General features: G+C 62.4%; 13 protein-coding genes. 4 read left to right on the forward strand and 9 right to left on the reverse strand.

Annotated elements, in window-relative coordinates:
• Nucleotides 1-3: 3 nt before the first annotated feature.
• The 3 genes from DBV08_RS18915 (at nucleotide 4) to DBV08_RS18925 (ending at nucleotide 3,638) form a co-directional block, all read left to right on the forward strand.
• Nucleotides 4-918: an SMP-30/gluconolactonase/LRE family protein gene (locus DBV08_RS18915; protein ID WP_095973577.1), complete on the forward strand. Its 915-nt coding sequence runs from the start codon at nucleotides 4-6 to the stop codon at nucleotides 916-918.
• A gap of 151 nt (nucleotides 919-1,069) precedes the next feature.
• Nucleotides 1,070-2,887 carry an ABC transporter substrate-binding protein/permease gene (locus DBV08_RS18920; protein ID WP_124568480.1) on the forward strand — a complete coding sequence of 606 codons (1,818 nt, stop codon included), beginning with the start codon at nucleotides 1,070-1,072 and terminating at the stop codon, nucleotides 2,885-2,887.
• 4 nt (nucleotides 2,888-2,891) lie between these two features.
• Entirely contained in the window at nucleotides 2,892-3,638 is a 747-nt protein-coding gene (locus DBV08_RS18925) for an amino acid ABC transporter ATP-binding protein (RefSeq protein WP_003946070.1), read from the forward strand.
• Here DBV08_RS18925 and DBV08_RS18930 read toward each other — a convergent pair.
• The 7 genes from DBV08_RS18930 to DBV08_RS18960 all read right to left on the reverse strand — a co-directional run bounded on the left by DBV08_RS18930 (nucleotide 3,624) and on the right by DBV08_RS18960 (nucleotide 9,076).
• Nucleotides 3,624-4,808: an RNA polymerase sigma factor gene (locus DBV08_RS18930; protein WP_124568481.1), complete on the reverse strand. Its 1,185-nt coding sequence runs from the start codon at nucleotides 4,806-4,808 to the stop codon at nucleotides 3,624-3,626. The two genes, DBV08_RS18925 and DBV08_RS18930, sit on opposite strands and share 15 nt — an antisense overlap.
• 8 nt (nucleotides 4,809-4,816) lie before the next feature.
• Nucleotides 4,817-5,224, reverse strand: coding sequence for a YciI family protein (locus DBV08_RS18935; RefSeq protein ID WP_124568482.1), 408 nt, complete (start codon nucleotides 5,222-5,224; stop codon nucleotides 4,817-4,819).
• 117 nt (nucleotides 5,225-5,341) lie between these two features.
• Nucleotides 5,342-5,956, reverse strand: coding sequence for a response regulator transcription factor (locus DBV08_RS18940; protein WP_095973581.1), 615 nt, complete (start codon nucleotides 5,954-5,956; stop codon nucleotides 5,342-5,344).
• Nucleotides 5,953-7,095, reverse strand: coding sequence for a sensor histidine kinase (locus DBV08_RS18945; protein ID WP_124568483.1), 1,143 nt, complete (start codon nucleotides 7,093-7,095; stop codon nucleotides 5,953-5,955). The genes DBV08_RS18940 and DBV08_RS18945 overlap by 4 nt, the downstream gene beginning before the upstream one ends.
• Before the next feature lie 21 nt (nucleotides 7,096-7,116).
• On the reverse strand, nucleotides 7,117-7,908 hold the full coding sequence (locus tag DBV08_RS18950) for an ABC transporter permease (protein ID WP_095973582.1): 792 nt from the start codon (nucleotides 7,906-7,908) through the stop codon (nucleotides 7,117-7,119).
• Complete coding sequence (locus DBV08_RS18955) at nucleotides 7,905-8,843, reverse strand: ABC transporter ATP-binding protein (RefSeq protein ID WP_124568484.1); 939 nt, start codon at nucleotides 8,841-8,843, stop codon at nucleotides 7,905-7,907. Before DBV08_RS18955 ends, DBV08_RS18950 begins: the two co-directional genes overlap by 4 nt.
• Nucleotides 8,840-9,076, reverse strand: coding sequence for a hypothetical protein (locus DBV08_RS18960; protein ID WP_235170832.1), 237 nt, complete (start codon nucleotides 9,074-9,076; stop codon nucleotides 8,840-8,842). Before DBV08_RS18960 ends, DBV08_RS18955 begins: the two co-directional genes overlap by 4 nt.
• A gap of 233 nt (nucleotides 9,077-9,309) precedes the next feature.
• On the opposite strand from DBV08_RS18960, the gene DBV08_RS18965 reads away from it, so the two are divergent.
• Nucleotides 9,310-11,391 carry a PhoX family phosphatase gene (locus DBV08_RS18965; RefSeq protein WP_124568485.1) on the forward strand — a complete coding sequence of 694 codons (2,082 nt, stop codon included), beginning with the start codon at nucleotides 9,310-9,312 and terminating at the stop codon, nucleotides 11,389-11,391.
• A 79-nt stretch (nucleotides 11,392-11,470) separates the two neighbouring features.
• Here the strand turns inward: DBV08_RS18965 and DBV08_RS32930 are convergent, their stop codons facing one another.
• Both DBV08_RS32930 and DBV08_RS32935 read right to left on the reverse strand, forming a co-directional pair.
• Complete coding sequence (locus tag DBV08_RS32930; protein ID WP_260395649.1) at nucleotides 11,471-13,264, reverse strand: isopeptide-forming domain-containing fimbrial protein; 1,794 nt, start codon at nucleotides 13,262-13,264, stop codon at nucleotides 11,471-11,473.
• Nucleotides 13,216-14,423: isopeptide-forming domain-containing fimbrial protein (locus DBV08_RS32935; RefSeq protein ID WP_260395650.1), on the reverse strand; the 1,208-nt coding region annotated here is incomplete at its 5' end. The genes DBV08_RS32930 and DBV08_RS32935, both read right to left, overlap by 49 nt.

Raw genomic sequence — 14,423 nt, forward strand, 5'->3', positions numbered from 1 at the left:
GCAATGGGGGTATCACGCAACCGAACTCGGGCGCTGTTGATCGTCGCGGCAATCGCAGCCGGGACCGTTGCTGCGGCGACGCCGGCGGAGGCCACCTGGACAGCCGCGCCGATGTGCGGCGATTGGCAGGTCGAGACCGTAGCGCGGGGGTTGGAGCAGCTCGAGAACCTCGAGCCCGATGACAACGGCGGGTTCTACCTCTCCGGCGAGTCGAAGGTCTATCACGTCGACGCCGCAGGACAGGTACGAACAGTCCTCGACGGCATGGGTGCCCCTGGCGGTTTGCAACTCGACGGTTCGAGGCTGTCCTTCCTCACCAGACAGGACGGCAAGCTGTGGCACCTGGACACCACGACGGATCAGCTGTCCGCACCCGTCGACTTCGCGGGCAACGGCCTGCTCCGCCTACCCGACGGCGATCTACTGACCACGTGGGTCGGAACAGAAGGCGGCCAGTCGAAGGGCGTGTCGCGCTATCTGAACGACTCCGGAGCCGTCGTACCCAATTGGTCGACCGTGCCGCGTTCGGAGGGACTCGCGCTCAGTCCGGATCATCGAGCCGTGTACACCGATGACCTGTTCACCGGTCAGATCATTCGAGTGCCCTTGGATTCCCCTGACACGTGGACCGTTGCAACGACGGTCCCGAGCCTGATCCCCGGCCTCGACGATCTGACAATGTCGCAGGATGGAATGCTCTACGCCGCAGCTCACGTCGAAGGCTCTATCTATCGCGTAAACCCTGAAACCGGCGCGTCCTGCGTCGTCGCTTCGGGTCTTTCGAATGGGTGGACCGGGCCGAGTTCAGTGCGTATAGGACAGGACGGCGATGGCTGGGCGCTCTACGTCACCGGCTTCGACGGGACGCTGCGTCGCCTGGTACCTCCGCCGGGCGTCGAACTCGCACCCGTCCGCTGACGCCGATCCCTTCGGCACGAGATTCCCCGACCTGGCGATATTTAAAATCACGCTGATTTGAAGGCATGCCCGCAGCGCAACGGCCGCTTGTCCGGAAACTGTCAACAGTTCTACACGGAGAAATGGCTACCCTTAGGTTTACGCTGCACGCATGTTTTCTTCCGTCGCAGCGAAGATCCGCCTGGTGGTGGCACTGCTCCTCACTGCCCTCCTGGCGCTGACTCTGTCATCGTGCTCGAGTGGCTCGGATTCGTCGGCAGCCCCCACAGACCTGTGTGCACCTCCTGGAGTGGGGGCCGCAACCGCGGCACCCACCAATCTGGACGCGGCAGCGGGTGCGGGCGCCGAAGACCGCTACACCACGGCCACCGTCACCCCGGTCGATCAGATCGACACCTCGAAGCTGAACTTGATCAAGCCCGGGGTCATCACGGTCGGCACGCTCGGTGACGCGCCCCCGAGCATCTGCGTCAACTCCGAGAATCAGTACACCGGATACGACAACGAACTCCTGAAGGCCGTCGCGGACAAGCTGGGCCTGAAGGTCGAGTTCGTCGGCACCGAGTTCGCCGGTCTCCTCGCCCAGGTTGCCGGCCGACGCTTCGACGTCGGCTCGTCGTCCATCACCACCACCGACGACCGTCGCAACACCGTCGGCTTCACCAACGGCTACGACTTCGGATACTTCTCCCTCGTCGTACCCAACGGCAGCGCCATCACCGGCTTCGGTGACCTGGATGCCTCCAAGCGCATCGGCGTCGTGCAGGGAACCGTGCAGGACGACTACGTCGTGAACACGCTCAAGCTCGATCCCGTGAAGTTTCCCGACTACGCCACGGCGTACGCGAACCTCAAGTCCGGACAGATCGACGCCTGGGTAGCTCCGTCTCAGCAGGCCGAAGGCGCCATCGCTCCCGGCGATCCGACCTCGATCATCCAGAACACCTTCTCGGTCAACAACTTCGTCGGCTGGGCGGTGAACAAGGAAAACCAGCCGCTGATCGACGCCCTCAACTCCGGCCTCGATGCAGTCATCGACGACGGAACCTGGTCTCAGCTGTACTCCGATTGGGTACCGCGCCAACTCCCTGAAGGCTGGAAGCCCGGATCCAAGGCAGCGGCCACTCCGGAACTGCCCGACTTCGCAGCCATCGCGGCAGAAAACGCAGCAAACGGCGACGGTGGAGATACCGCGTCGTACCAGCCGAAGTCGACGCTCGAACAGCTCAAGGACACGTTCTTCGACTGGGATCTGTACAAGAAGGCGTTTCCCGATCTCCTCAAGACCGGTCTTCCCAACACACTTATCCTTGCGCTCGCGTCGGGCATCATCGGCACGATCCTCGGCATGCTGCTCGCTGTCGCCGGTATCTCGCGCACCCGTTGGCTGCGCTGGCCGGCCCGCGTCTACACCGATATCTTCCGCGGACTGCCCGCAGTCGTCATCATCTTGATCATCGGGCTCGGCGTCGGCCCGATCGTCAAGGGAATCACCGGCAGCAATCCGTACTGGCTCGGTGTCGCGGCGCTGTCACTGCTCGCGTCGGCGTACATCGGTGAGATCTTCAGATCCGGTATCCAGAGCGTCGAGTCCGGGCAGCTCGAGGCTTCCCGTGCCCTCGGCTTCAGCTACCGCAAGTCCATGTCGCTGGTCGTCATCCCGCAGGGTGTACGACGCGTTCTTCCGGCATTGATGAACCAGTTCATCTCGCTGATCAAGGACTCGTCGCTGATCTACTTCCTCGGTCTCCTCGTCACCCAGCGGGAACTGTTTGCCGTCGGACGTGATCTCAACGCCCAGACCGGCAGCCTGTCCCCGCTCGTTGCGGCAGGCCTGTTCTACCTTGCTCTGACCATCCCGCTGACGCACCTCGTCAACTACATCGACAACCGACTCCGGACCGGACGCGCCGACACTTCAGGCACGTTGGATCCGCTCGAGCAGGCCATCGTCGTGGAAAGGGGCTGAGGACATGACAACCAGCTCTGAACTGAAGTCCGTATCGCTCACCGGCAAGGACCTGCATCTGTCCTTCGGTACCAACAAGGTGCTTCGCGGCGTCAACCTGCACGTCGACGCCGGAAACACCGTCACCGTCATCGGACCCTCCGGTTCGGGTAAGTCGACGCTCCTGCGGGTGCTGAACCGTCTGCACGAGCCCGAGCAGGGTGACGTACTGCTCGACGGTAAGTCCGTCCTGAAGGACAACCCCGACGAGCTTCGCCAGCGAATCGGCATGGTGTTCCAGCACTTCAACCTGTTCCCGCACAAGACCGTCGCCGAGAACATCGCGCTCGGGCCGAACAAGCTCAAGGGTTTGTCCAAGGAGCAAGCTCGGGCTCTCGCGCTCGAGCAGCTCGACCTGGTGGGGCTCAGGGAGAAGGCGGACTCGCGGCCTGGCAACCTTTCGGGAGGTCAGCAGCAGCGCGTCGCCATTGCCCGCGCCCTGGCGATGAAGCCTGAGGTCATGTTCTTCGACGAGGCGACGTCGGCTCTGGACCCCGAACTGGTCAAGGGTGTTCTGGCATTGATGGCCGATCTCGCGAAGTCCGGCATGACCATGGTCGTCGTAACGCACGAAATGGGTTTCGCGCGTTCCGTTTCCGACAAGGTGCTGTTCATGGATCGTGGCGCCGTAGTCGAAACCGGTACTCCGGAACAGCTTTTCGACGATCCAGAAACAGATCGACTGCAAGCGTTCCTGTCACAGGTCCTCTGACTCGGGGGCGCTTGCGGGAGATCGACGGGTGTTGATCCTCGACGCCTGAAGCATCAGATGATCACGTTCGGCGAGGTTGGATGCCTTGTGCGCTGCATCGGCATACAACCTCGCCGCCGTCTCCAGGTCTCCGTCGCGTTCGCGGAGATAGGCCTCGACTGCGGCATGGCGTGGAAGTGAATCGTCCAGCGCGGCAAGAGCTGCCAAGCCGGCGCGTGGTCCGTCCGCCTCGCCGACGGCCACCGCTCGGTTGAGCCGGACGATCGGGCTGTCGGTCAAGGCTGCGAGTTCGTCGTACCACTCCACGATCTGCACCCAATCGGTCTGGTCTGCTGTGAGAGCGTCGGCATGGAGTGCAGCGACGGCGGCCTGGGCCTGGAACTCACCGAGCCGGTCGCGGGCGAGAGCTGCCTGGAGGATCACGACTCCTTCCGCAATCGAATCGGTGTCCCACCGGCTGCGATCCTGCTCGGCTAGCGGAACCAGACTGCCGTCCGCGGCAGTTCGCGCGACTCGGCGAGCGTGATGGAGCAGCATCAGTGCGAGCAACCCTGCGACTTCGGGGTGATCGATCGCGGCCGCCAACTGCCGGGTGAGCCGGATGGCCTCGGCAGCGAGGTCGACGTCACCGGAGTACCCCTCGTTGAAGACCAGATAGAGGACACGTAGGACGGTGGCGACATCGCCGGGTTGCTCGAACCGGACGCCGGAGACCGTGCGCTTGGCTCGGCTGATGCGCTGAGCCATCGTCGCCTCAGGCACCAGGTAGGCCTGCGCAATCTGGCGCGTGGTGAGCCCGCCGACAGCGCGCAGTGTGAGTGCAACAGCGGACGACGGCGTCAACGACGGGTGCGCGCACAGAAAGTAGAGCTGAAGTGTGTCGTCCACGCCCGGCACTGACCCGCTGACCGGCCGCTCGCCTGGCTGCTCGTCAGCCAGGTACTCCCGCTTACGGCGAGCCACATCCGACCGGATCCCGTCGAGGAACCGCCGCCAGGCCACCGTGACCAGCCAGCCCTTCGGGTCCCGTGGCGGGTTGTCCGGCCAGACCCTGACCGCCTCGAGCAGAGCGTCCTGCACGGCGTCCTCGGCCGACGCGAAATCTGCTCCGCGGCGGACGAGGATGCCGAGCACGCTCGGAGTCAGACTCCGAAGCAGGGCGTCGTCCATGAGAGTTGTCAGTCCGTGATTGTCGGCGGCTCGGTCAGGAACGGGCGCAGTTCGAGCCATTCGTGAATCGGCTTCCCGCCTGCGCCGGGCGCGGCCGAAAGTTCCCCGGCCAATTCGACGGCACGGTCGTAGCTGTCGACGTCGATCACCATCCAGCCGGCAACGAGGTCCTTGGTTTCCGCGAACGGGCCATCGGTGACCGGGGGGCGACCCTCACCGTCGTACCGGACAAAGGTGCCCTCAGGAGCGAGAGCCTGACCATCGACGAACTCGCCCGCCTTCTCGAGCCGATCCGCGAAGTCCTGCATGTACTTCACGTGAGCCGTGATCTCGTCCGGTGTCCACTGGTCCATCGGCACGTCGTTGACTGCAGCCGGAGCGCCGCGGTAGTGCTTGAGCAGCAAGTACTTGGCCATCGTGAATCTCCTCTGTGTCGGTGCCACCCATTCTGGTCGCACTTCACTACAGGGACGTAGCAAGTCGGAGATTCTCGACATCGCCCGGCTATTCTCGACATCACGGGGCTTCGGGCCCTAAATCCACCCCTGCCGGCGGGCGATCACCGCAGCTTCGTGCCGATTCGCAGCACCGAGTTTGGTGACAGCTGACGACAAATAGTTTCGGGTGGTACCCGCAGAGAGGTGTGCCCGGGAAGCGATCTGCTCGATGGATGCTCCGTCGGCCGCGTACTCGAGTACGTCCGCTTCGCGCGGAGTAAGCGGTGAGTCGCCGGCGCCGATTGCCTCGGCAGCCAACGACGGGTCGACGTACCTCCCGCCCGCGTGGACGCTGCGAACCACCTCGGCGAGCGTCGCCGCAGGCGTCGTCTTCGGCAGAAATCCGCGGACGCCGGCTGAAAGTGCCTTCTTCAGGTATCCGGGACGCCCGTGACTCGTCACGATGATCGAGGCGCACCCCGAGACCGTCTGCGCAATCTGTTGCGCCGTCTCTATACCGTCGATACCTGCCATTTGAAGGTCGAGCACGGCTACGTCAGGTTGATGCTTTGCAGCAGCGATCACGGCATCCTCGCCGGATTCGGCTTCCGCGACGACAACGATGTCGTCCTCGAGCGACAACATCATTGCCAGCGCCGAGCGGATCAGGTTCTCGTCGTCGGCCAGCAGTACCTTGATCGGCTCGGTCACCGAGACTCCTTCGTTCGGGACGGAAAGTGGGCGGTGAGGGTGAAGCGATCTTCGTCCTGCACGGTTTCGACAGTTCCTCCGACGGCGCCGACGCGCTCGCGCAATCCGTTCAGGCCGGTTCCGTTGTTCGGCTCTGCGATACGTGCGCCGTCGTTGGCGATCACGACGCCGTCCGCCAACACCTCGATGCTGCAATTCTCGGCACTGGAGTGCCGGAGAATGTTGGTCACGCCTTCACGGACGACCCAGGCAGCGGCTTCGGCCAGTTCCACCGGTAGTTGATCTGCCGATCCACGTATCGCAGTAGAGATTCCGGCGGCCTCGAGCAGCGACTGCGCACCGGCCAGCTCGGACGCCAAGGCGATGGACCGGTATCCCCGAACCAACTCGCGCGCTTCGTCGAGTGAATCTTGCGCAAGTTCGCGCACTTCGTCCATCTGCGCGGCGGCACGATCGTCGCCGCGTCGTGAAAGCGTGGCTGCAAGTTCACTTTTCACCGCAATTGCAGACAGTGCCCGCCCGACGACGTCATGGAGATCGCGAGAAAATCGCAACCGCTCCTCGGCGACGGACAGAGCGGCGGCGGCTCCGCGCGCCTCGTCCAATTCGGTGACCATCCGCAGCAGCCACACCGACATGTAGACGGTCAGCCCCATGAAGCCGGAAACGATTCCGACGGACACCCCGCTTTCCGGACCCGCAAGCAGTCCCAATACAACCCCGGCGGCCACCGAGCCCACGATCAGCCAGCGTAGCGACGTCAACCCCGCAAGCGGCACGACGAGAATTGCCGCCAGCCAGAAGTACGGGCCGTTCTCGCCATTGCTTCCCAAGGCAATTCCCGCCGAGCAGAACGCCGACAACGTCATCACGGCAAGAGGAATCTGAACGGGCTTGGCCACGACTCCGCCCAGATCAGGCATCCGAGACACGGCGACGACGCACGCACCGGCACTGATTCCGAGGAAGACACCCGACAGATACCGATCGGCAATGATCTCGGTGACCGCACCGAAGCCACCGAAAACCACTGCGACCATGATGAACGACTGCCGCGTGTAGAGGCGAACCTTGTCGACGTTCGACGCGGTTCGCCAGGTCCGTCTCGGATTCCAGCGTCCGAAGTTCTGCGCGATCATGCCCACTACCTTCTCAGAGTTCTACGAACGCGGTTCCCAGCGGAAGTGGACGTTCGCAATCAGAACCGAACCGACGATCCACGCCAGCATGACCAACAGCGGTTGCCCAGCCGAACCGAAGGTGTCGACAAATCCGGCCGCAGCACCGGGCGCATCGCCCAGATCGGCCAATTCGCCAGTAGTTCTCCCCAGCCATCCGAGATTGAGAAGGTCGACTACCGCGGCCAGCGGAGTGAAATCGAGAATGCGAGCAACGTTGTCCGGCACGACGTTCCTGATCGAAGACATACCTGCCGTCGCCAGAATCAGAATCGGCATGCAGGTGATCTGCGCCGCCTCCGCGTTCCGAGTGACAGCCGAAGTGATCAACGCCAGCGCGGTGAAGAGCGCAGCGCCGCCGATCACCGCGACCAGCACCAGCACCGGATTGACCGGAGCACTGCCGCCGAGAACCATCACGGCGATTCCGATGACCACCGTCAACAGGCCGGTGAGAACCCACGAGGGCACCGCCGGGCCCGCAAGGATCTCGGCGTCGCTGCATTCCCCGGTGCGTAGTCGCTTGAGAACCAACTCGTCACGACGCGTCGCGTACACCGACAGGAGGTTGTAGAAGACCACGAACACGAGAAGGAAGAGTGCAAACACTTCGAGGCCTGCCGACACCGACTTGTCCGACAGCCCGCCATCTCGCGACAGATACAGCATTCCCACGGGAAAGATCAACGGGAGGACGATTGCGTTGAAGAGCAACAGTCGATTTCGCCCCAGGAGCGTGAACTCCGAACGAGACAGGGTTGCTATGCGGTTCATGCCGACGCTCCTTCGAGAGTTGCGTGATGATCGAATTGGTCTGCAATGGAGAGGAATACGGTCTCCAGGGATGCCGCGCGGGCATCCAAGCCGGTCAGCAGGATGTTGTTGTGCTGCGCCCACAGCAGCAGTTCCGTCAGCGTCTCCTGGACTGTACGAGTCGTGATGACCACAAGATCGTTTTCGACGCGAACCTCGGCGCCGGCCAGGGCGGGGAGCGGAAGACCTGGACGGTGCAGTTTGATCTGAGCGGGATGATCCGCGACGACGTCCGCCACGGTTCCGCTGCGCACCACCGATCCACGGTGCATGATCGCCAATTGGTCACACAAGGACTCGGCTTCGTCCAGGTAGTGCGTCGTCAACATGATGGTGACGCCCGACGCTTTCAAATCAGCGATCAATTGCCAAGTGTTACGACGACTTTCGGGGTCCAAACCAGTAGTCGGTTCGTCGAGAAACAGGACGAGTGGCCGGCCGATGATCGCGCACGCCAGATCCAGTCGCCGCGCTTCACCGCCCGAGAGGAACTTCACGCGGGTCTCCCCACGGTCACGCATGTCCACACGCTCGAGCACCTCGTCGACGGGAAGCGGATTCGAACACGTTCCGGCCCACATCGCCAAACTCTCACGAGCAGTCAAGTCTTGGGGAAGTCCACCCTTCTGGAGCATGATGCCCAGCGATGGGCGAATCTGCTTGCGGTTACGCACCGGATCCATCCCCAATACGCGCACCGTACCGGCGGTGGCTCGTGAAAGGCCCTGAATCACTTCGAGAGTGGACGTCTTTCCGGCACCGTTCGTTCCGAGGAGGCCGAACAACTCGCCTTCCTGAACACTCAGATCAAGATTGCGGACGGCATCGAACGCATCCTTGCCGGAGCCGTAGCGCCGCGACATTCCGACTACGTCAATCACAGGATCGCCCTTCATCGCTGCGCCTCCTCTCGGTTCCAGCTGCGCAGTCCGATCGCGAATCGAATGCCCGCGTAGACAGCGAGAGCGGCAACAAGAATCCAGGACACCGGATTGGAGCCGATGATCGCGAACACCCCTCCGATGATCGCGATGTTCACCACGATCACAACAAGTTCGCGGCCCATCGTGGGTGCGGGTCCGATGTCCATCAGGTCCGTCAGGAGGCTTCCCTCATGTGGTTCTCTCATGCTTCAAGCCTCGCGGGAAGTCGGGGCCGAAAACAGTGCGCAGCATCATCACCTGCGGTGACACCGTCATGGATCGGCGATGACAAATGTCATGCGACGTCCCCGCGGGGACGCGTCGTACATTGCAGGTAAGGGTCGCCTCGTTGTTTTGCCGTTCATTTTTACGTTCCTTTACCCTTGCTTAGAGCTTCTACGGTTCCCGAAGTCCGTACATCGAATCTCGGGAGTTCACGGTGGCTATCAAGCCTTTGGCCTTGTTCGTCAAACACGACGGCGTGTCTGCACGCGCGTCGATCACCTGCCAGTACAAGTGCGGAAATGCGTGCTCTCACGAGGTTCCCAACACCTCGGGCGGCGAGTACTTTCGCGACATCGCACGCACTGCACTGACTCGTCGAGGCATGCTCCGGGGCAGTGGCATGGCAGTGCTCGCGGTGGGAGCGGGCAGCGCCCTCGTCGCCTGTTCGGACGAATCTGCAAGTGCGGAACCGGGAACCGGATCCGCGAGCGGCAGCAGCGGCGGGTCGACACCAGCAGGGACGAACTTTGGTGCCGTCGCCCCCAACAAGGAAGACAAGGTCACCGTCCCTGACGGATACGATCAGGCCGTCGTCATCCGTTGGGGTGACGCCGTTCTCGCCGGAGCCCCGGCCTTCGACTTCGACAAGCAAACTGCTGCTGCACAGGAACTGCAGTTCGGATTCAACAACGACTTCGCCGGATTGCTCCCGGTCGACGGGCAGCCCAACACCTACCTGCTCGTGGTCAATCACGAATACTCCACCGAGCCGGCGATGTTCCGCGGCTACGATGCGGAGAACCCGACCGAGGAGCAGTTCAAGATCGGCCTGGCCAGCCACGGACTGTCGGTCGTCCAGGTCAAGGGCGAATCCGACAACGGCAAGCTGGTACCGGAGATCGGATCGAACAACCGCCGCATCACCGGAACCACGGAGTTTGTCGTGACCGGCCCCGCTGCAGGTAGCGACTTCCTCAAGACGAGTGCCGATCCCACGGGAACCAAAGTGCTCGGCACCCTCAACAATTGCGCCGGCGGTGTCACACCTTGGGGCACAGTGCTTTCCGGTGAAGAGAACTTCAACCAGTACTTCGCGAACGCCGAGGGTGTCACCGATCCCGCGGTGGCAGCACGGCTGAAGCGCTACGGTCTGGCCGGCGCCGCTTCCGAGCGCAAGTGGGAACGCTTCGACAAGCGGTTCGATCTGGTCGCAGAACCCAACGAGGTCAACCGATTCGGATACGTCGTCGAGATCGATCCGTGGGATCCGTCGTCGACTCCGATCAAGCACACAGCGCTCGGACGGTTCAAGCACGAAGCCGCCACCATTTACATCACGTCGGACGGAACCGTCGTGGCCTACAGCGGCGACGACGAGCGCTTCGACTACATGTACAAGTTCGTCTCGAGTCGAAAGATGCAGGACGGTAAGAGTCAGGCAGCCATGCGCCACAACATGACTCTGCTCGACGCCGGAACGCTGTACGTTGCAAAGCTCAGCGGAAACTCCGCCGGCGAGATCGACGGCAGCGGCAAGCTCCCGTCGGACGGCACGTTCGACGGAACCGGCGAATGGGTCGCCATCCTGCGCACCGGCGAAGACGGCAAGGGCGAATCGCTGGTCGACGGCATGAGCGCCGAGGAGGTCGCTGTCTTCACCCGTCAGGCCGGCGACAAGGTCGGGGCAACGAAGATGGATCGTCCCGAAGACTTCGAAGCAAACCCGAAGAGCGGCAAGGTTTACGTCGCACTGACCAACAACACCAAGCGCGGAGTCGACGGTGGCGCCGCGGCCGACGAAGCGAACCCGAGGAACAACAACAAGAACGGCCAGGTCCTCGAAATCACCGACGACCACGCCGGCACCACCTTCGGCTGGAATCTTCTTCTCGTCTGCGGAGATCCGGCCATGGCCGATACCTACTTCGGTGGTTTCGACAAGAGCAAGGTCAGTCCCATCTCGTGCCCGGACAACCTTGCCTTCGACCCGCACGGAAACCTGTGGATCTCCACCGACGGCAACGCACTCAAGTCCAACGACGGACTGTTCAGCGTTGTCCTCGAAGGCGAAAACCGCGGTGAGACAAAGCAGTTTCTCACCGTTCCCGTCGGCGCCGAAACCTGCGGCCCCATCGTGGACGAGAAGCGCGTCATCGTCTGCGTCCAGCACCCCGGCGAGACCGACGACGCCAGCATCGAAAGCCCCGCATCCCACTGGCCCGACGGTGGCTCCTCCCAGCCCCGCCCGTCGGTAGTTGCGGCCTGGAAGAAGGACGGATCTCGGCTCGGCTCGTAACACCGCACGAAAACGACTGTGGGGCAGATCGCATACTCTGCGATCTGCCCCACGTCGTTACCTCAGATTCTCACGAGAATCAGTTGTCACCATCCTCGCGACGCTTACGCGTCAGGAGAACAACACCTGTTCCCAGCGCCAGCAGCAGAACCAATCCACCTGCTGCGAGCAACGTGGTATTCACGCCACTCTCACCAGCGCCACCACCGGAGTTGATCGTTCCGCCCTGAGGAGCAGACGTCTGCGGCTTCGGCTGACCCGGCTGACCCGGGTTTGCTGTCGGCGGCTTCGGCTGTCCCGGAACCGTGCTCGGAACCGGCTGACCCGGAACCGTCGGCGGTACGACGATCGGAGGCACAACGACGATCGGGGGAATGATGATCGTCGGTGTAACCGGCACCGTCGTGTTCGGAACCGTCGTGTTCGGAACCGTCGTGGTCGGCGGAACTGTCGTGACCGGCGTAGTGGTCGTCGGCGGCGTAGTTGTCGTCACGCCACACGGATCCACTATCTCTTCCGCGACAACTTCTTCTGTCGTGGTCTCCTCCGTGGTGGTCTCCTCCGTAGTGGTGGATTCCTCCGTACCGGTCACATCGGCGTCTTCGGCAGTGATCGCGCTAGCCGTCGTGGTCGCAGCCGTTGTGGTCGGAACCATCCGCGTGGTCGTCGTCGGAGGAACACAGGGTTCCGTCGTGACCGGCGGCGTCGTGGTGGTCGTCGGAGGCACCGTGGTGGTGGTCTCCGGCGGGTCCACCGGGTGTTCGGTGCAGAGAGCATCGCCCGGAACACAGTCCACCGGCGGGTTCTCGCCACCAACCACCAGGTAGTTGTTCAGGACTCCCGGAGTGAATCCGGGACCCGACAACGTTCCGATCTCAGGATTGACCTTGACGGTGTACGTCACCGTCGCGCTCTCACCCTTGGCCAGCTTTCCGGTGACCGTGAAGACGTTGTCGACGACACCCGAAACAACCAGCGTGGAAGTAGTAGCCGGATTCTTCGTCATTACTGCATCGTCGAGAACATCGGTCAGATCGTCGTAGAAGCTGATCTCACCATCCGCGGTGCCCACATTCTTGAACGTGAGCGTGTACGTGATCTCCTGGCCGCCAACTACACGGTTCGTGGTGGACGGGTCAGAGGACTTCAGTACCTCGATTGCGGGAGTGCCATCAACCGGGTGTTCGGTCGTCACCGGCGGAGGAGTGATCTCCGGACCGGTCGGCGGCTTCGCAGTACCGGTGACCTTGTTGTTGATCAACGTGCCGCCGGCAACACCGGCATTGACCTTCACCTGATAGGTCAGAACAACCGACTTACCAGCCTCGAGTGCACCAGTCCACGAAAGCGTGGTGCCCGCCAGCGTCGGAGCAGTCGCGTCGACACCGTCGACAGTCGCCTTGAGCGAACCGTCCACCAACGCCGCGTTGTCGAGAACCTTCGACAGATCATCGGTCAACACCACCGGATCAAGGGTCGTGTTACCCGTATTCGCACCCGTCACCGTGTACGTGATCGTCTGACCAGCAGCGACATTGGTACCCGAGGCCGGATCCGCAGTCTTCGCGACCGTGAACCCCGGAACCTGAACCGGATGCGTCGTGCACAGCTGCGTCGCCGGATCACACACCTCCGGAGGATCAACCGGAGGAGTCGTACCCGGAACAACGAAGTTGTTCACGAACACCCCACCGACCACATCGGCATTGACCTTCACCGAATACGTCACCGTCTTCGTTTCACCGGCCGCCAAGGTTCCCGTCACCGAGAAACCATCCGTGCCGACCATCGTCGCAGCCAACGGAGCATCAGCAGTCAAACCACTCAATGCACCCTTGTCCACAACCTGACGCAGATCGTCGAAGAACGCCACCTCACNNTCGGAGACACCACCGGATGTTCGGTCGTCACCGGCGGAGGAGTGATCTCCGGACCGGTCGGCGGCTTCGCAGTACCGGTGACCTTGTTGTTGATCAACGTGCCACCGGCAACACCGGCATTGACCTTCACCTGGTAGGTCAGAACAACCGACTTACCAGCCTCGAGAGCACCAGTCCAGGAAAGCGTCGTACCCGACAGGGTCGGAGCCGCACCGTCGACACCGTCAACAGTCGCCTTCAGCGAACCGTCCACCAACACGGCATTGTCGAGAACCTTCGACAGATCATCGGTCAACACCACCGGATCAAGGGTCGTGTTACCCGTATTCGCACCCGTCACCGTGTACGTGATCGTCTGACCAGCAGCGACATTGGTACCCGAGGCCGGATCCGCAGTCTTCGCGACCGTGAACCCCGGAACCTGAACCGGATGCGTCGTGCACAGCTGCGTCGCCGGATCACACACCTCCGGAGGATCAACCGGAGGAGTCGTACCCGGAACAACGAAGTTGAGCACCGTGTTGTCGGCATTCGCCGCAACACGATCGGCATCAGCCTTGACCGTGACGGTGTACGTCACCGTCTTGCTCTCACCCGCAGCCAAGGTTCCCGTCACCGAGAAACCATCACTGCCGACCATCGCAGCCGTCAACGGATCCTGCGCAGACAAGCTGCCCGCAACCAGATCAGCATCGTCAAGCAGACCACGCAGATCATCGAAGAACGCCACCTCACCCGCACCGTTACCAGTGTTCGTGAACGTGAGCGTGTACTTGATGTCCTGACCGGCAACAACATTCGAACCCGACACCGGATCAGAAGACTTCACCACAGCAATCTTCGGAGACACCACCGGATGCGTCGTGCACAGCTGCGTCGCCGGATCACACACCTCCGGAGGATCAACCGGAGGAGTCGTACCCGGAACAACGAAGTTGTTCACGAACACCCCACCGACCACATCGGCATCGACCTTCACCGAATACGTCACCGTCTTCGTTTCACCGGCCGCCAAGGTCCCCGTCACCGAGAAACCATCACTGCCGACCATCGTCGCAACCAACGGAGCATCAGCAGTCAAACCACTCAATGCACCCTTGTCCACAACCTGACGCAGATCGTCGAAGAACGCGACCTCACCCGCACCGTTAC

The sequence above is a fragment of the Rhodococcus sp. KBW08 genome (assembly GCF_003852455.1).
Taxonomy (GTDB): domain Bacteria; phylum Actinomycetota; class Actinomycetes; order Mycobacteriales; family Mycobacteriaceae; genus Rhodococcus_F; species Rhodococcus_F baikonurensis.